At 56.0% G+C, this 17262-nt stretch carries 13 protein-coding genes and 3 pseudogenes; 2 read left to right on the forward strand and 14 right to left on the reverse strand.

The features are described from left to right. Positions 1-98: 98 nt before the first annotated feature. The 14 genes and pseudogenes from hisG to CV945_RS08550 all read right to left on the reverse strand — a co-directional run bounded on the left by hisG (position 99) and on the right by CV945_RS08550 (position 15436). Entirely contained in the window at positions 99-722 is a 624-nt protein-coding gene (gene hisG / locus CV945_RS08475) for an ATP phosphoribosyltransferase (RefSeq protein WP_033012052.1), read from the reverse strand. Between the two features lie 175 nt (positions 723-897). Continuing rightward, positions 898-2073, reverse strand: a complete 1176-nt coding sequence (locus CV945_RS08480; RefSeq protein WP_044743796.1) for an ATP phosphoribosyltransferase regulatory subunit — start codon at positions 2071-2073, stop codon at positions 898-900. Between the two features lie 389 nt (positions 2074-2462). Continuing rightward, positions 2463-2661 (reverse strand): annotated as a pseudogene (locus CV945_RS08485) (acyltransferase); the annotation flags it as partial. A 1070-nt stretch (positions 2662-3731) separates the two neighbouring features. After that, positions 3732-4197: pseudogene (locus CV945_RS17850) on the reverse strand (acyltransferase). 20 nt (positions 4198-4217) lie between these two features. Further along, positions 4218-4862 carry a pyrophosphatase PpaX gene (gene ppaX, locus CV945_RS08505; RefSeq protein ID WP_044743798.1) on the reverse strand — a complete coding sequence of 215 codons (645 nt, stop codon included), beginning with the start codon at positions 4860-4862 and terminating at the stop codon, positions 4218-4220. Next, positions 4859-5797: a nucleoside recognition domain-containing protein gene (locus tag CV945_RS08510; RefSeq protein WP_044743799.1), complete on the reverse strand. Its 939-nt coding sequence runs from the start codon at positions 5795-5797 to the stop codon at positions 4859-4861. The genes ppaX and CV945_RS08510 overlap by 4 nt, the downstream gene beginning before the upstream one ends. Before the next feature lie 229 nt (positions 5798-6026). After that, on the reverse strand, positions 6027-6839 hold the full coding sequence (lgt, locus tag CV945_RS08515) for a prolipoprotein diacylglyceryl transferase (protein WP_100659556.1): 813 nt from the start codon (positions 6837-6839) through the stop codon (positions 6027-6029). A 59-nt stretch (positions 6840-6898) separates the two neighbouring features. After that, positions 6899-7834, reverse strand: coding sequence for an HPr(Ser) kinase/phosphatase (gene hprK / locus CV945_RS08520; RefSeq protein ID WP_100659577.1), 936 nt, complete (start codon positions 7832-7834; stop codon positions 6899-6901). A 230-nt stretch (positions 7835-8064) separates the two neighbouring features. Then, positions 8065-8427 carry a phage holin family protein gene (locus CV945_RS08525; protein WP_033012049.1) on the reverse strand — a complete coding sequence of 121 codons (363 nt, stop codon included), beginning with the start codon at positions 8425-8427 and terminating at the stop codon, positions 8065-8067. A 101-nt stretch (positions 8428-8528) separates the two neighbouring features. Next, on the reverse strand, positions 8529-8855 hold the full coding sequence (locus CV945_RS08530; RefSeq protein ID WP_100659557.1) for a magnetosome magnetite crystal formation protein family: 327 nt from the start codon (positions 8853-8855) through the stop codon (positions 8529-8531). Positions 8856-9000: 145 nt separating this feature from the next. Beyond that, positions 9001-11859, reverse strand: a complete 2859-nt coding sequence (uvrA, locus tag CV945_RS08535; protein ID WP_100659578.1) for an excinuclease ABC subunit UvrA — start codon at positions 11857-11859, stop codon at positions 9001-9003. Between the two features lie 16 nt (positions 11860-11875). Then, on the reverse strand, positions 11876-13852 hold the full coding sequence (gene uvrB, locus CV945_RS08540) for an excinuclease ABC subunit UvrB (RefSeq protein ID WP_100659558.1): 1977 nt from the start codon (positions 13850-13852) through the stop codon (positions 11876-11878). A gap of 175 nt (positions 13853-14027) precedes the next feature. Continuing rightward, positions 14028-14249: a CsbA family protein gene (locus tag CV945_RS08545; protein ID WP_033012047.1), complete on the reverse strand. Its 222-nt coding sequence runs from the start codon at positions 14247-14249 to the stop codon at positions 14028-14030. 14 nt (positions 14250-14263) lie between these two features. Continuing rightward, the gene (locus CV945_RS08550) at positions 14264-15436 is read right to left on the reverse strand and encodes a PDZ domain-containing protein (RefSeq protein ID WP_033012046.1); all 1173 of its coding nucleotides are present in this window, start codon (positions 15434-15436) and stop codon (positions 14264-14266) included. Positions 15437-15657: 221 nt separating this feature from the next. Here CV945_RS08550 and CV945_RS08555 point away from each other — a divergent pair, with 221 nt between their 5' ends. Further along, positions 15658-16200, forward strand: a complete 543-nt coding sequence (locus CV945_RS08555; protein ID WP_100659559.1) for a MerR family transcriptional regulator — start codon at positions 15658-15660, stop codon at positions 16198-16200. A gap of 215 nt (positions 16201-16415) precedes the next feature. Further along, a pseudogene (locus CV945_RS08560) lies at positions 16416-17244 on the forward strand (DUF6044 family protein). Positions 17245-17262 lie beyond the last annotated feature (18 nt).

Raw genomic sequence — 17262 nt, forward strand, 5'->3', positions numbered from 1 at the left:
CCACCAAGCCCCCATCAGCGCCGCGGACGCCGTTCCGCCAACGCCGCGCCGAGCCTCCATCAAGCTCTCTGCGGACAACCGCCCGTTTCCATCTTTTTCTATGGTTGTGGAATCACCGCCGCCAATCGGTCGACCAACCGCTCAATGTCCCCGCCGTTTAGCCGGTAGCTCGCCGGGTTGACAATCAGGCGCGACGTCACCTCGGCGATTCGTTCCAGCTCGACAAGCCCGTTTTCTTTCAACGTCCGTCCGGTCGAAACGATATCGACGATCCGGTCGGCAAGGCCGATCAGCGGGGCGAGCTCGATCGAGCCGTTTAGGCGGATGATCTCAACTTGCTCACCTTGTTCGCGAAAATACGTCGACGCGATGTTTGGATATTTCGTCGCCACCCTTGGCGCGATTTCATTCATCTTGGCACCGGGCAGCCCGGCGACCGCCAAATGGCAGCGGCTGATGTGCAAATCGAGCAGCTCATAGACGTTCCGTTCTTCCTCCATTAAGACATCTTTTCCCGCTATGCCCAAATCCGCCACCCCATGTTCGACATAGGTGACGACATCCATCGGTTTCGCCAAAATAAAGCGCATCTGCTCCTCCGGCACGTCAATGACGAGCTTGCGCGACTCGTCAAATTCCGGCGGCAGCACATAATCCGCCCGCCGCAGCAGCTCGACCGCCTCATCAAAAATGCGCCCTTTTGGCATGGCAATCGTCAGCATCACTCTTCCTCCCTGCTCGTCGTCATGTGCAAACGCGGCGCTTTTCCGCCAAACTCTCCCTCTCGCCGAACTAGCGCAGCCGGACACCCTCGTGGCTTTAGCCGTTCCATCTCCCGCCTCATCGACAGCCGTTCCATTCGTTCCTGTTCGAGACGTTCTCCTCTTTTTGCGGCATTCATTGCCCGCTGCGGCCAAGCAAATAGACGATCGACCGGTAGCGCTGGCTGTAGGCATCAATATCACGAATGCCGGCAATGTGCTGCAAGACGACGCGCTTGCCTTCCGCCCGTTTCGCCTCGGCGAGCTCCACCGCTTCCGCCAGCCGCTCTTGGCTAAAGACGATGCACTCGATGTCGCCGCGCACATCCGTTTCCCCAATCGCCTCAATCAACCGATCGACGCGCAAGCCAAACCCCGTCGCCGGCGACGGGCGGGAAAACTTCGCCAGCAAATCATCATACCGGCCGCCGTTGCCGATCGGGAATCCGACTTGCTCGGCGTACACGTCAAATAAAATGCCGGTGTAATAGCTCATATGGCTGACAAGCGCCATATCGAGCTTCACCGCCTCGGCCACCCCATACGTCCGAAGCGCTGCCATGAGCGCCGCCAGCTCGTCGGACGCCCGCCGCCCCTCCTCGCTTGTGACGAGCGTTTTCGCCTGTTCGATCACGTCCGTTCCGCCGCGCAAGGAAAGAAGATCCAACAGCCGCTTTTGATCGATCGACGAAAGCGGCCACGACTTCACATGTTCGCGGTAACCGACGTAATTTTTCTCATATAAAAAACGGCGCAATACACTCGCCCGCTCCTCATTCCCTAAAATCTCCAAAAACAGCGCATTGACATACCCGATATGGCCGATGGCCACCGAAAAGCGGCCCAACCCCACGCGCTTCAACAACGCGACCATTAAGCTGATGACTTCGGCGTCGGCAGCCACCGTGCCGTCGCCGATCAGCTCGACGCCGATCTGCTCAAACTCCGCCGGCCGGCCGCCCTCGCGCTGCTGGGCGCGGAACACGTTGGCGTTGTACGCCAACCGGAGCGGATTGCCGTCGTCATAAAGCCTTGACGCCGCCACCCGGGCGATCGGCGCCGTCATATCGGGCCGCAGCACGAGCGTATGCCCTTGCTGGTCGAGAAGCTTAAACAGCCGATGATCGGCAATCGCCGACGCCGCCCCGACCGTTTCATAATACTCAAGCGTCGGCGTTTCAATAAACTCATACCCCCAACGCTCAATTTCCTCCGCCATCACCGAGCGCACTTGCTTTTTCAACTCATATAAAAACGGCAGCGTATCGCGCATGCCCAACGGTTTTTCAAACATGAACAACTTTTTTGCCATGTCCCCACGCCCTTTATCGAAATACTTTAGGAAATACTTTAGTTTGCTAATATGGTAGAGAAGTGAAGTTATTAGTAGTTTACTCCTTTGCGTCCACAGCGTCAAGAGGAAACGCGCCATCCGCAATAAAATGGATAAGGACTCTTCCAGACGAAGAAACGCCTGTCCATTTCGCTCCACCTTGTGCATACGGCTGCTCACGAAATCTCCAAGGCACAAAAAAACTCCGAATCGTCGAATATGTAGAAGCGACAAGAAGTCATGCTTCCGGATACGAAAGAGAACCTTCGTCGTGGAACAGAGAACTCTTACTTCATAAAAATAGTTTGTTCATTCATTTTACCATTTTTTCAGAATCTTTTCTCTCCGCAAACAAAAACCCGCCCCCGTTACTCGGAAGGCGGTTCGTTCGTGCGGACGATGCGCATCGGGCAACCCGCGGCCATCGCCCCGGGCGGGACGTCTTGATGAACGACCGTGCCGGCGGCGACGACGGCGCGGTCGCCGATCACCACGCCGGGCAAAATGGTCGAGTTCGCGCCGATCATCGAGGCGGTATTCGTTCACTAAATATTCGTGGGCGAGAATCGGCTTGAGAAAATCAAAGAGCACAAAAAAATACCACATCTACAAGTGCAAGAACAACGATTGCCCGTTTTACTAAGCCAATCTTCGCCGGATGACCAAGAAGGAGCGCTGACGTTTCAAGCAAGATTCTCAAGCCTTCGAGTTGCAGTGTCGATTCCGGGAGTTCCTGTTTGACTTTCTCCCTTTGGTTCCATCATCACTCATCAAACTGAAGGTCGATTTGTCCCGGATGGCCGTTTCACCGCACATTCTGGGGGCTCGTATTGACGTACCACGTCAACTTCGTGATGTTCTCCCGCATGACGGAGGCAGCCATGAAGGACATCCACGGCGGGCGTGTCGATCTCACATCAGACGGTGCTCAATGATGAATATTATAAAATATTCGATGTTTTAGTGTTATATATTGTTGGTAATTCGCATTTTCAAACCCAAAAAAGCAAAAGACGGCGTTTTCAAATTAACAAGCGAACAAATGGACTTGATTGACGAAAAAATCCGTAGGATGTACACTAAACTTAGAAAAGATCCAGAAAACCGTTCTTGACACTTCTGTCAAAATGCTTTATTATTTTCTTTGCATGAGATTCGGAAAACAAGCATACGATAAATAATGCCCTTTGAGTTCCTTGAACTCAAGTGCGGCCAAAAATATTTTTCAACTGACCGCCGCATGCGCGGTCCAAAAGGAAAAGCCGCCCCATTTACGGGGCGGCTTTTTACGTGTTTCGCTGACTTTGCATCTTGTGAACTCTCTCTTATACACCTTCACCGAAAGTTGTTATTCCCATTCTCACCTAAACAGGTTAGACGTCAACTACCCCCACTTCGCTAACGCTTGAAGTGGGGGCTTGCAACTCCCCAGAAGTGCGAGCGGACTTCGTCGTCAAGTACACTTTGTGGTGAAGAGCCAACAATTTTTAGTTCTGCCACCTAAAGTTTCATATTTTCATCATTGATCCTATATAAATCCAACTGGAAGTTTAACTTATAGGGGGCAAAAAAAACAGACTCTCTGTTTTTTCGTTTCTTTCATTTTTTCCTATTCCAAAATGGAAAACCGCCCCCGTTCAATCGGAAGGCGGTTCACTCCGGCGAACGATGCGCATCGGGCAGCCGGCGACCATCGCTCCGGGCGGGACGTCTTGATGAACGACCGTGCCGGCGGCGACGACGGCGCGGTCGCCGATCACCACGCCGGGCAAAATGGTCGAGTTCGCGCCGATCATCGTATTCGTCAACCAAATATTCGTGGGCGAGAATCGTCGTGTTGTAGCCGATGACGCAGTTGCGGCCGATGTGAATTTTTTCTGGGAAGAGAATGTCCGGCATGACCATAAAGGCGAGCGCCGTTTGCTCGCCGATGTTCATGCCGAGAAACGTGCGGTACAGCCAGCGTTTTAGCGGCAAAAACGGCGTGTAGCGCCCGATTTGAATGATGATGACGTTTTTCAGCACTTTCCAAAACGATACGGTGCGGTACAATTGCCAGAGCGAGTTCGCTCCTTGGACAGGGTATTTGGTCGTTCGTCTCACCGGGAGGATGATTCCTCCTTTCATTCGTTGATGCCGACAATGGCGAGCAAGTCGCTCATTTTCTCGAGCATATAGTCCGGTTTATATTGTTCCAAATATTGGCGCCCTTTAATCGCCCACGCGACGCCGGCTGTTTTCACCCCAGCGTTTTGGCCGGCCAACATGTCGTGGTAGTTGTCGCCGACCATGAGCGCTTCGTCCGGTGTTGACTGCAGCACCTCAAGCGCCTTGTAAATCGGCTCGGGGTCCGGCTTTGGCCGCGTGACGTCATCAAGGCCGATGACGCACGAGAAAAACGGTTCCAACCGCGTTTTCCTTAACCCCATCAGGGCGGTGTCGTGCATTTTCGTCGTCACGACGCCGAGGCGGAAGCCATGGCGGTGCAGCGTTTCGATCGTTTCATACACGGTGTCAAACTCGCGAATCAGTTCGTCATGATGGGCGTGGTTGAACGTGCGGTACGTCTTCACCATCTCCTCGACCCGTTCCGGATCGAGCGAGCCGAACGTTTCATAGAGCGACGGGCCGATGAACGGCAGGACGTCCTCACGTTTGTAACGGCCCGGATAGTACTTCTCCAACGTATGCAAAAACGACTGGATGATGAGCTCGTTCGTATCAATCAATGTGCCGTCAAGATCAAACAAAATGGTGCGAATCGTCATGAAGCGGCTTCCTTTCTAGTCGGTTGTTCAAAGCGGCGCCAAACGAACGCCACCGCCATTGTCAGCAATACGGCCGTCACCAAGCGGATGAAAAGCAGCGGCCAAACAGAGATGCCAAGCGGGACGAAAATGAGCGTATCTTCGACGACCGCATGGCAAGATACGAGAAAAATGAACGCCAGCGTCAAGTCGCGCTTCGAGACGCCGTCTTCTTTCGCCGCCTGAATCATCACCCCCGCCCCGTACGCCAAGCCGAACACAAACCCGGCGGCGAGCGTGAGCGATGTGTTCGCGCTCATGCCCAGCATCTTCGTCGCCGGCGCCATCCAGCGCGAAACGGCTTCGATCCAATGGCGTTCTTTTAAAATTTGAATGACCGTCATGAGCGGAATGACGATCGCGACAAGCTGCACAATGCCGGCGGCCGCTTTTTTCAGCGCCGCCAAGATGATCTCTCCCCAGCCGGACGGCGGGGCGGCTTCATGCGTGACAAACCCGTATTGGGCGATCTCCTGCCCCCCATCCCAGAAATGGGCGATCAACAAACCGGAGACAACGGCCAAGCCAATGCGCACGGCGAGCATGAGCCAAACGCTCATACCCGTCCGCGAAGCGACGGAAGACTCGACGATCAAGTTGTGAGAAAAGGAAAGCATGACCGCGAGAATGAACACTTCCTTCACCGTCAACTCGATCGTCAGCATCGCCCCGATCGCCGCGTACAATCCAAGCAAATTGCCGAGCACAAGCGGCACAGCCGCATCGCCGGATAAGCCGAACCATTTCATCAGCGGCGTAACCCCATCAATGATCCATGAAAAAAGCGGCGTCGGCTGTAGCAACGCCAACAGGAGCGTCACGGGGAAAATGATTTTCCCCAGCGCCCACGATGTCTTCAGCCCGGCGAGCACACCGCGCTGCAACGTTCCTGTCATGGTCTCCTCTCTCCTTTGCTTGCCTTGATCACCGCGGTGCGGTGAAACCTTGATTCTCTGGATGCCGCGCACCGCATCTTGTTCATCCGTCCGCACCTAACCGAAAAAAGCGGGAATGCAGCTCCCCGACAAGATTGTTCCCGCTGCGAAGCGCGGCGGCGAAGGAGCTGCATTCATCGCGGTTTCCCGCAAACCGAACAAGTCCGCAACGTTTCGCCGCCTCAAACGGCTATTCATCCCGATAGCGCGCGTCCGCCCAGCCTTTTGTCCGGCGCACGATCCAAAGCGCGACGGACAAAACGATGAGCGTCACGGACACGACTTGCGCCGCGCGCAGGCTGCCGGCGAGCATCAAGCTGTCGGTGCGCATCCCTTCAATCCAAAAGCGGCCGACGGAATACCAAATCAAATAGGACAAAAACAGCTCGCCGCGCCGCAAGTTGACGCGCCGGAGCCAAAGCAAAAGACAAAAACCGGCCAAATTCCAAAGCGATTCGTACAAAAACGTCGGATGCCAATAGCGGCCGTCAATGTACATTTGGTTGATGATCCAGTCAGGCAAATGCAAGCTCTCCAAAAACGCGCGCGACACCGGGCCGCCGTGCGCCTCTTGGTTCATAAAATTGCCCCAGCGCCCGATCGCCTGGCCTAAAATGATGCTTGGCGCGGCAATGTCGGCGAGCTTCCAAAACGACAGCCCGCGCGCGCGGGCGAACACCGCGCCCGTCGCCACCGCGCCAATCAAACCGCCGTGAATGGCGAGGCCCCCTTGCCAAATTTTTGGAATCTCTGACAAATGCTTTGAATAATAGTCCCATTCAAACAGCACGTAGTACGCCCGCGCGCAGACAATGGCGATCGGCACGGCAAATAACACCAAATCGACAAACGTCTCTTTCGGCAAGCCGCGCCGCACCGCTTCGCGCGTCGCGAGCCACAAGCCGATCAAAACGCCTGTGCCGATAATGACCCCGTACCAGTAAATTGTAATCGGACCGAGATGCAAAAACACGCGGTCGAGCGGCTGAATCGTCGATTCCATCGTTTCCACCTCCTATGCTTCATGCCCAAACGAGATCCATTCCTTTGACGCAAGAAACATCAGTCGTAATCGTGCGCGCCGTCTTCGATGGCGTCGCTCAATCGCGCCGAAAACTCCTCAGCCGCGTTGACCCCGAGCCGCTTCAGCCGGAAATTCATCGCCGCCACTTCGACGATGACCGCCAAGTTGCGCCCCGGACGAACCGGAATCGTCAATTTCGGCAATTCGGTATCCAAAATTTTCACTTTCTCTTCTTCCAACCCAAGCCGGTCGTACTGCTTCTCCGGATCCCAAAGCTCCAAGTCGACGACGAGCGAAATGCGCTTATGCGTCCGCACCGCCCCCGCGCCGAACAGCGTCATCATGTTGATGATGCCAAGTCCGCGAATTTCGAGCAAATGTTCAATCAACTCGGGCGCACTGCCGACGAGCGTGTCTTCATCTTCTTGGCGGATTTCCACACAGTCATCGGCGACCAACCGATGGCCGCGTTTGACGAGCTCCAGCGCTGTTTCGCTTTTGCCGACGCCGCTTTTGCCCGTGATCAACACCCCGACGCCGTACACATCGACCAACACCCCGTGCACCGCGGTCGTGGGGGCGAGCTTGCTTTCCAAATAGTTCGTCAACCGGCTGGACAGGCGGGTCGTTTTCATCGTCGAGCGCATCACGGGCACCGACTGGCGCTCCGACGCTTCGATCAACTCCGGCGGCACTTCCAATCCACGCGAGACGATGATGCCTGGCGTAATGTCGGTGCAAAGCCGCTCCATCCGCGACCGTTTCTCTTCCGGCGTCAACGTTTCATAAAACGACAGTTCCGTCCGCCCGAGCAGCTGCAGGCGCTCAGCGGGGTAATAGGCGAAATAGCCGGCCATTTCAATCCCCGGCCGCGACAAGTCGCTCGTCGTAATCGGGCGGTAAATGCCTTCCGCGCCGCTCACAAGCTCGAGCTGGAACTGTTCAATGATGTCTTTCGTCCGCACTTTCGGCATACGCAGCCTTTCTCTCCTTTCCTCATCTTTTTTCATTGTAGCACGTTTCGTTTCGCCATTGAAGAAAACATTCCGCAGAAAACAAAACAAGGACGGTTCCCCCGTCCCGATCACGCCCAATCCATCAAGCCGAAACGATCTTTCCTGCATCGCTTCTCCAACGGCGAAACATTGCCGCATCCGCCTCGCGGACACACGGCGCCACCCGCTTGGCAATGAACCGCAACCCGTTACGACCGGTTGCGGAGCGGCTCGATCACCGCTTTTTGCACAAGCAAATGGAAAAACGACAAGACGATCGACGCAAGCAGCGCGGTGCCAAAGCCGCCGATTTGAAACGCATCGCCCATCAGCCCTGCAGTCATCATGAGCGTGATGGCGTTAATGACAAACAAAAACAAACCGAGCGTCAACACTGTCACCGGCAGCGTCAACAAGATGAGCACCGGGCGCACGACGGCGTTGAGCACCGCCAAAACGACGCTCGCCAAAAACGCCGCGCCGATGCCGCTGAAGTGAATATCGTCAAAATAGCCGTCAATCGCCATGAGCAACACCGTATTGATCAACACACCGATCAACCAATTGAGCATCCCATCACCATCTTTATTCGAGTCTCGCGCCCGCCGACCATCCCTTTTGACAGGCCCAAAAAAGCAGGGCCGCGGCATCGCTGGCAAACGGACGCTTTCTCTTATTTTAACACTTGAATCCCTTTTATGACATTCCAAACGATGACAACAAGATTCACCGCCCCAGCAACGAGGAACCCAAGCCAGACGAGCCCACCGCCAAAAAGAAGCGATTCCTCGCCCCAATGGCCGAACAGCACCGGCGACGCGGCCAACGCAATGAACAAGAGGATCGTAACGGCCGGAATCAAATGCGACACGAGCGACCGCTTCGCATGATGTTTCACTTCCACATCCTCCACGACAAAATAGACGACAATCGGCAAAAGAAACGGCGCGAAAAAGACGCTGAAATAACAAAGCGCAGACAACACTTTGTTCGTCGACAAGTGGAAATCCCCTTTCCATCCTCTTTTACCTTGTATATACGACTATATACGCCCGCGGCTTGGAAAAGTTTCCTTTTTCTCTTTTTCAAAGTTTTTTCTCTTTTCCAAATCGTCCGGCTCCCATATGCCAAAGCGGCCAAGGCCTTTACGCCTTCGCCGCTTCATATTGCGCCTGCATGCGCGCCCGGTCGCGTTCGAGAATCGGTTTTAAGTAACGGCCGGTGTGCGATGCCTCGACCTCGGCCACCTCTTCCGGCGTGCCGACGGCCACGATTTGCCCGCCGCGGTCGCCGCCCTCTGGGCCTAAATCAATAATATAGTCCGCCGTTTTGATGACGTCCAAATTATGCTCGATGACAAGCACGGTATCACCGTTGTCGACGAGCCGATGGAGCACGTCAAGCAACCGGGCGATGTCATCGACATGAAGCCCGGTCGTCGGCTCGTCCAAAATGTAGAGCGTCCGGCCGTTGGAGCGGCGGTGAAGCTCAGCGGCGAGCTTGACGCGCTGCGCCTCGCCGCCGGAGAGCGTTGTCGCCGGCTGACCGAGCTTCATATACCCAAGCCCGACGTCATAGAGCGTCTCGAGCTTGCGTTTGATTTTCGGGATCGAGGAGAAAAAGTCGAGCGCATCTTCGACCGTCATGTCCAAGACATCGGCGATGTTTTTCCCTTTATACGTCACCTCAAGCGTTTCGCGATTGTACCGTTTGCCGTGGCACACTTCGCACGGGACGTACACGTCCGGCAAAAAGTGCATCTCAATTTTGATGATCCCATCGCCATGGCACGCCTCGCAGCGCCCGCCTTTGACATTGAAGCTGAACCGCCCTTTTTTGTAGCCGCGCACTTTCGCTTCGTTCGTTGAGGCAAACACGTCGCGGATGTCGTCAAACACCCCGGTGTACGTCGCCGGGTTCGACCGTGGCGTGCGGCCGATCGGCGACTGGTCGATGTCAATGACTTTGTCGAGATGCTCCAGCCCGCGAATGTCGCGATGCTCGCCCGGCTTGGCTTTCGCCCGGTTGAGCTTTTGCGCCAGCGCCTTATACAGCACTTCGTTGACAAGCGTGCTTTTGCCCGAGCCCGACACCCCGGTGACAGCGACAAACGTGCCGAGCGGGATTTTCACCGATACGTTTTTCAAGTTATGCTCGCGCGCGCCGACCACCTCAAGCCAACGTCCGTCCGGACGGCGACGCTCGGCCGGAATCGGGATGAATTTTTTCCCCGATAAATACTGGCCGGTGAGCGAGTTCGGATTGTCCATCACCTCTTCCGGCGTGCCGGCGGCGACGACCTCGCCGCCGTGAATGCCCGCCCCCGGACCAATGTCAATCAAATAGTCCGCGGCCAGCATCGTATCCTCGTCGTGCTCCACGACAATGAGCGTATTGCCGAGGTCGCGCATGCTTTTCAACGTCGCGATCAAGCGATCGTTGTCGCGCTGATGAAGCCCGATCGACGGCTCGTCGAGGACGTACAGCACCCCCGTCAGCCGCGAGCCGATTTGCGTCGCCAAGCGGATGCGCTGCGCCTCGCCGCCGGAGAGCGTGCCGGCTGAACGGCTGAGCGTCAAATAGTCGAGGCCGACGTTTTGCAAAAAACCGAGCCGGTCGCGAATTTCACGCAAAATAAGGCGGGCGATTTGCGCCTCTTTTTCGGTCAGCTCGAGCCCTTCAAAAAAGGCGAGCGCCTCGGTCACCGACATGGCAGTGACCTCACCGATATGCTTGCCGCCGATCAAGACGGCCAGGCTTTCTTTTTTCAGCCGGTAGCCTTGGCATGTCGGACATGGTTGTTCCGCCATATACTTTTCCATCTGCTCGCGAATGTAATCGGAGCTTGTCTCCCGGTAGCGGCGCTCGATGTTGCGAACGACGCCTTCAAATGCGATGTATTGTTCACGCACTTGGCCAAAATCGTTCGTATAGCGGAAATAAATCGGCTCACCGCCGCTGCCGTACAAAATTTTATCGAGCTGCTCTTTCGGCAAATCTCTGACCGGCACGTCCATCGGGATGCCGTAATGGCGGCACACGGCTTCGAGCAGCTGCGGGTAGTATTGCGAGCTTTGCGGCTCCCACGGAGCGATGGCGTGTTCTTTTAACGTCAGCTCATCGTTCGGGATGACCAAATCGAGATCCACTTCGAGCTTCGCCCCGAGCCCGTCGCAGTCCGGGCAGGCGCCGAACGGACTGTTGAACGAAAAGAGGCGCGGTTCAAGCTCCCCGATCGAAAAGCCGCAGTACGGACAAGCGTGCTTTTCGCTGAACAAGAGCTCCCCCTCGCCGATCACGTCAACGACCACTTTGCCGTCGGCGAGCTTCAGCGCCGTCTCCAACGAATCGGCAAGCCTGGCGGCGATGCCGTCCTTGATGACAATCCGGTCGACGACGACATCAATCGAATGTTTTTTGTTTTTTTCAAGCTCAATGTCCTCCGTCAACTCGCGCATCTCGCCGTCAATGCGGACGCGCACATACCCTTGTTTGCGAATATCCTCCAATGTCTTGGCGTGCGTCCCTTTTTTTCCCGAGACGATCGGCGCCAAAATTTGCATTTTCGTCCGCTCTGGATAAGCAAGCAGCCGGTCGACCATTTGCTCGATCGTCTGCGATTCGATTTCAATGCCGTGCGTCGGACAAACAGGGCGGCCGATGCGGGCGAACAGGAGCCGCAAGTAATCGTAAATTTCTGTCACCGTGCCGACGGTTGAGCGCGGGTTGCGGCTCGTCGTTTTTTGGTCGATCGAAATGGCCGGCGACAATCCTTCAATCGCATCGACGTCCGGTTTTTCCATCTGCCCTAAAAACTGGCGGGCGTACGCCGACAGCGATTCGACGTAGCGCCGCTGGCCTTCCGCGTAAATCGTATCAAACGCCAGTGACGACTTCCCCGACCCTGACAGCCCGGTCAAGACGACGAGCTTGCCGCGCGGGATTTCGACGTCAATGTTTTTCAAGTTGTGGGCGCGCGCCCCTTTGACGATAATTTTATTCATTCCGTTCACCCGGCCATCACCCTTCCGCTTTCAATTCGAAAATAATATCGCGCAGCTGGGCGGCCCGCTCGAAGTCGAGCGCTTTGGCCGCCTCTTTCATTTCCGCTTCGAGCGTTCGAATCAGCTCTTCCCGCTCTTGTTTCGTCATCGCTGCCGCCGGCTTTGCCTCGTACATCTCCGTCTCTTCCGCCGCATACGTCGCGCGGATGACGTCGCGAATCTCCTTTTTCACCGTGCGCGGCACGATGCCGTGCTTTCGGTTGTACTCTTCTTGAATCGCGCGGCGCCGCTTCGTCTCTTGAATGGCGATTTCCATCGATTTCGTCACTGTATCGGCGTACATGATCACATGGCCGTTCGCGTTGCGCGCCGCCCGGCCGATCGTCTGGATGAGCGAGCGCTCCGAGCGCAAAAACCCTTCTTTGTCGGCGTCCAAAATGGCGACAAGCGACACTTCTGGGATGTCCAATCCTTCCCGCAGCAAGTTGATGCCGACCAGTACATCGTATTTGCCGAGCCGCAAATCGCGGATGATTTCAATGCGCTCGAGCGTCTTAATTTCCGAATGCAAATACGCCACCTTGATCCCCGCTTCTTTTAAATAATCGGTCAAATCCTCCGCCATTTTTTTCGTCAGCGTCGTCACGAGCGTCCGTTCATTCCGCTCGACGCGCTCATGAATTTCGCCGATCAAATCGTCGATTTGCCCTTTCGTCGGGCGGACGTCGATCGTTGGGTCGAGAAGCCCGGTCGGGCGGATGATTTGTTCGACAACGCCCGGGCTGTGTTCAAGCTCGTACGGCCCTGGCGTCGCCGAGACGTAAATAATTTGATTGATTTTTTGCTCGAACTCTTCAAACGTGAGCGGCCGGTTGTCGAGCGCCGACGGCAGACGGAAGCCGTGGTCGACGAGCACTTGCTTGCGCGCCCGGTCGCCGTTGTACATGCCGCGCAGCTGCGGCAAGGTGACGTGTGACTCATCGACGATAATCAAAAAATCGTCCGGAAAATAGTCAAGCAATGTATACGGCGTCGATCCCGGCGGCCGCAGCGCCAAATGGCGCGAGTAGTTTTCGATGCCGGAACAAAAGCCCATCTCGCGCATCATTTCCAAATCATAGCGCGTCCGTTGCTCCAGCCGCTGCGCCTCCAACAGCTTTCCTTGGGCGCGCAGTTCGGCGAGCCGCTCCTCAAGCTCTTGTTCGATGTTTTGAATGGCGAGCCGCATTTTCTCCTCGCGCGTGACGAAGTGCGACGCCGGGAAAATGGCGACATGCTCGCGCTCGCCGAGCACTTCGCCCGTCAAGGCGTCCACCTCGCGGATGCGCTCGATTTCATCGCCAAAAAATTCGACGCGAATGCAATGTTCATCGCGCGACGCCGGAAAAATCTCGACCACATCGCCGCGGACGCGGAACGTGCCGCGGCGAAAATCGATGTCATTGCGGTCGTATTGGATGTCAACGAGCCGCCGCAGCAACGCGTTGCGCTCGATTTCCATCCCCACGCGCAATGAAACGACAAGCTCGCGGTATTCTTCCGGCGACCCTAAGCCGTAAATGCATGAGACGCTGGCCACGATGATGACATCCCGGCGCTCAAACAACGCCGACGTTGCCGAGTGCCGCAATTTGTCGATTTCATCGTTGATTTTCGCATCTTTTTCAATGTACGTATCCGTCTGCGGCACGTACGCTTCCGGCTGATAATAATCGTAATAGCTGACAAAATATTCGACGGCGTTGTGTGGGAAAAACTCTTTCAGCTCGCTGTACAATTGACCGGCGAGCGTTTTGTTGTGGGCGATGACAAGCGTCGGCTTGTTGACTTGGGCGATCACGTTCGAGATCGTAAACGTTTTGCCCGTCCCCGTCGCCCCAAGGAGCGTTTGATGTTTCACACCCCGCTGCAAGCCGTCCACAAGCTTGGCGATCGCCTGCGGCTGATCGCCTTGCGGTTCGTACGGCGACACTAATTGAAAACGGCCCTCCACCGTTTCGCCTCCTTCTTCAATCCATCTTTCCCCATTGTATCATATCCTCTGCGCAGATGCACAAAAAATGCGAACTGGTATTCGTTCCAACCTGCACAGCGATTTCCATTCCGTCAGGCCGCTTCCAGCTGCATAGATGAAAAAGCGGACCGCTGCAGATGGGTCCGCTTCTCTGTCATTTCTTTAAGTTGTCCAACATTCGACCCGCCAACAGAAAACCGGCAATCGTCGAGGCGATGTCGGCGACGATTTCGTGCAGCTCGTCCGTATACCCTTTGGCATACGAGGCGACAAGCAAGGCAACGGTCAACAACAACGCAATGTAACGGTTGTACGTCACCCGCGCAAACAGCAGCAACAAAAGGCACGGGATGATAAGGGCCGCGAGAAACCACATACGTCTAGTCTCCTTTACGACACAGCTTCGGACGCCGAAGCGCCTCGTTGATGAACGAACAGCAGACCAAGTTCGTGGTGGCCGTCTTCATACACCGCTCCTTGAACGAAGCGGATCTCGCCGTTATGGCTGATGACTTCCAGCTTGCAAAACGCGCGGTTGCGCTGGAGCGCCTCGTAAAACTCGGCCTCAGTCTGCACTGGAACGCCGTTCGCTTTTACAATCACTTCACCAATGCTTAACCCCATTTGTTCCGCTTTGGAATTCGGGAGCACCCCGACGATCACCACGCCTTGCGGATGGCGGGCAAACCGGGGCGGGCGGGCGCGGTCGGCGCGGTGACCGGAAAAGGCAATCCACTCCCGCCCAATGATGGCTGCAGCTCCTGCGGCAGCCCCTAGCAACGGATGCCATAATCCGAAGACGGCCAGCACGGCGACAAGCCAAGCGAGGCGAAGCACGCGCCGCCCTTCTTCACGAGCTGCTTCCGCTGGCAGCACGTGCTGCCGGCGCTGCGAAAAGCCGAGAAGAAACGGCACAAGCCAAAACGAATAGCCGTCCCCAGCTGGAATGAGCGGCCACCACGAAACCGACGGCAACGCGCCGTCGGATATCGGCAGCACGACCGGCACAAACCAAAACCGTTGCGTCCACTGCATGCCGACAATCATTCCGCGTTTGCTTCTCGCAAGCTGCGGCGAGGCCGCCCCATTTCGCGAGCGGAGAATCAGCCATCCTTCCGCCAACAGCAACAACACAAGCAGGGCGGCAAGCGCCCCTCCATCCGCCGCGCCGTCTGACAACAGATGAGCGGCAAGTCCGCTTGGCCCCGCCAAGCCGAGCAAGACGAGCGCTCCGCCCACTGTATAAGCCGGTGAAAGGAGGCGCGCCTCCATCGTCAGGCCAAGCAGGATCGTCAACCCCGTCACCGCCCACACCGCATCCGGCGGCAACGCGAGCCCGATGCCGGACGCAATGACAGACAGCACAGCGCCCGCAACCCATCCCCACGTCCAAAGCCCACGCCATTCTTGCCCCAGCCGATAGACGCGTACATGAAAATCGCGGCGCTCCCGCTTCACCCGCCGCCAGCCGGCACCCCAGGCCAACAGCAGGCCGTAATACAAGAGCGGCTGCCGCCACACATCGGCGACGCCTTCCAACCATTCCAATCCCCAAGTTGCCATCCGCCTTCCCCCCTCGCTTCGTTCCCCATTCTTTATCTTCTATTCTACCAAATGACTGGGACAAATCCCATGCCTGCCGCCATCTTTTTTGCCTGAATGGCGAATTTGCGCTGTTTTCCACTTTCTTTGCCGAATGGACACTAGTTTTGTCGCCCGGGCAGGATTTCTTATGCCAATGAAAAAAGGGATATAGAAGAAGACAAAAAAGGAGGAGTGGAACGATGGAGTTAAAAACACCCGACGTTGCCGCCCGTCTCGGAGTGTCGCCAAAAACGATCCAGCGCTGGGTGCGGAAATACAACATTCCGCTGCCAAAAAATGAAGCCGGCCACTACTTGTTTGACGAAAAAACGATCGCCCTGCTTGAGCGGGTCAAATTTGAACAAGGCGCCGCGCTGGAAACGCAGCCGAAAGCAGAACCGAAAACACCGCCGGCCCCTAGCCGTCCTTCAACATCGCCGCCGAACGTTCCTATTCATGCCCTGTTTCAAGAATATGTCGGACCGGAAATCAGCCGCGTCTCCCTGCGCCTTGATCAACTCGAGCAGCAACTGGAACAAAAAGCGGATGACGTCGTTTCCGTTCAATTGCTGCACCACCGACGGGAGATGGAAGAAATCACCGCCCGCCTGACCGCCTTGGAACAGCTCGTCGCCCGCCTCGAGCAACAGCTGAATCACCAGCCGCCCGCCCCGCACAATCCGTCCGAAGAACCGAAGCGGAAACGGCGCGGCCTCGGGCGGGTGATGAACTTGTTTGTCTAACCGTGCAAAAGCACAATCAGCCCCACCAAACAGGCAACGAGCTTGTCGCGCCGCGCTCTGCCTTAGGCAGGGCGTTTTTTCTGCCCTTCCTTATGATCCGCCCTTTTCCTTCTCTTCACTGCTTCTTTACTCTTTTTTTATTCTTTTTTAATCAGCGTTCTTTATAATGTCCCGTGTTGCCAATGCTACGCCTGTCCAAAAAGGGGGAGCAACAAGTGAAACAGATTGAACGCAGGGCCATCGACGCCGCCTTTCTCATCTTGGCGCTCTATCTTTCTCCGCTTTACCTTCTCGGCGAGCATGCCCACATTCGTGTCCATGACAATATGGACTCAAACATCGCCTGGTACCGCGTGCTTGCCCGAAGTGGACAATTGTTTGGCCCGCTTGACGCCGTGGTTCCGCAAGTGATCAACGGGTTGCCGCGCAACGCCTTCGGCACTGAATTCAGCGGCATCGTGTGGCTACACGCTTTGTTTCCCTCCATGGTGGCGTACGCCATCAGCCAAACGATCACGAGGGTATTCGCCTTTTTAGGCATGTATTGGCTGCTTAGGCGCCACTTTTTGCCTTCACCGGAATCATGGCTCATTCGCGTCGGGGCGGCGCTTGCTTTTGCGCTGACACCGTTTTGGCCGTCCGGCATGTTAAGCACGCTCGGCATGCCGCTGGCGCTTTGGGCGTTTCTGTCGATCCGCAACGGAGAAGCGACATGGAAAGAATGGCTTGCGATCATCTTGCTTCCGTTTTACGCCAGCTTTGTGCTCGGATTTTTCTTTTTCCTCGCCGCGATGGCGGCGCCTCGTGCCGATCGCCTTGGCGCTGCAGCTGCTTTTGCTTGGCGGGTTTAACGAGGAAATCCGCTATCGCCTCGCTGGCACGCCGTCGTTCGAGCAGTTTTATTCCGAACATTTATTTACCAAAATCAAGCAATACATCGGCAAAATGTATCAAGAGGTGAAACGGCGGCCCCGGTTTGCGGTCGAAAAAACCGTGCAGCTGCCGCTTCCATCAGAAAAGGAGAAAACACCAGCCCATTTGTAGGAAGCCAGCGATAGTCCA

It is taken from the genome of Geobacillus sp. Manikaran-105 (assembly GCF_002809955.1).
Lineage (GTDB): Bacteria > Bacillota > Bacilli > Bacillales > Anoxybacillaceae > Geobacillus > Geobacillus thermophilus.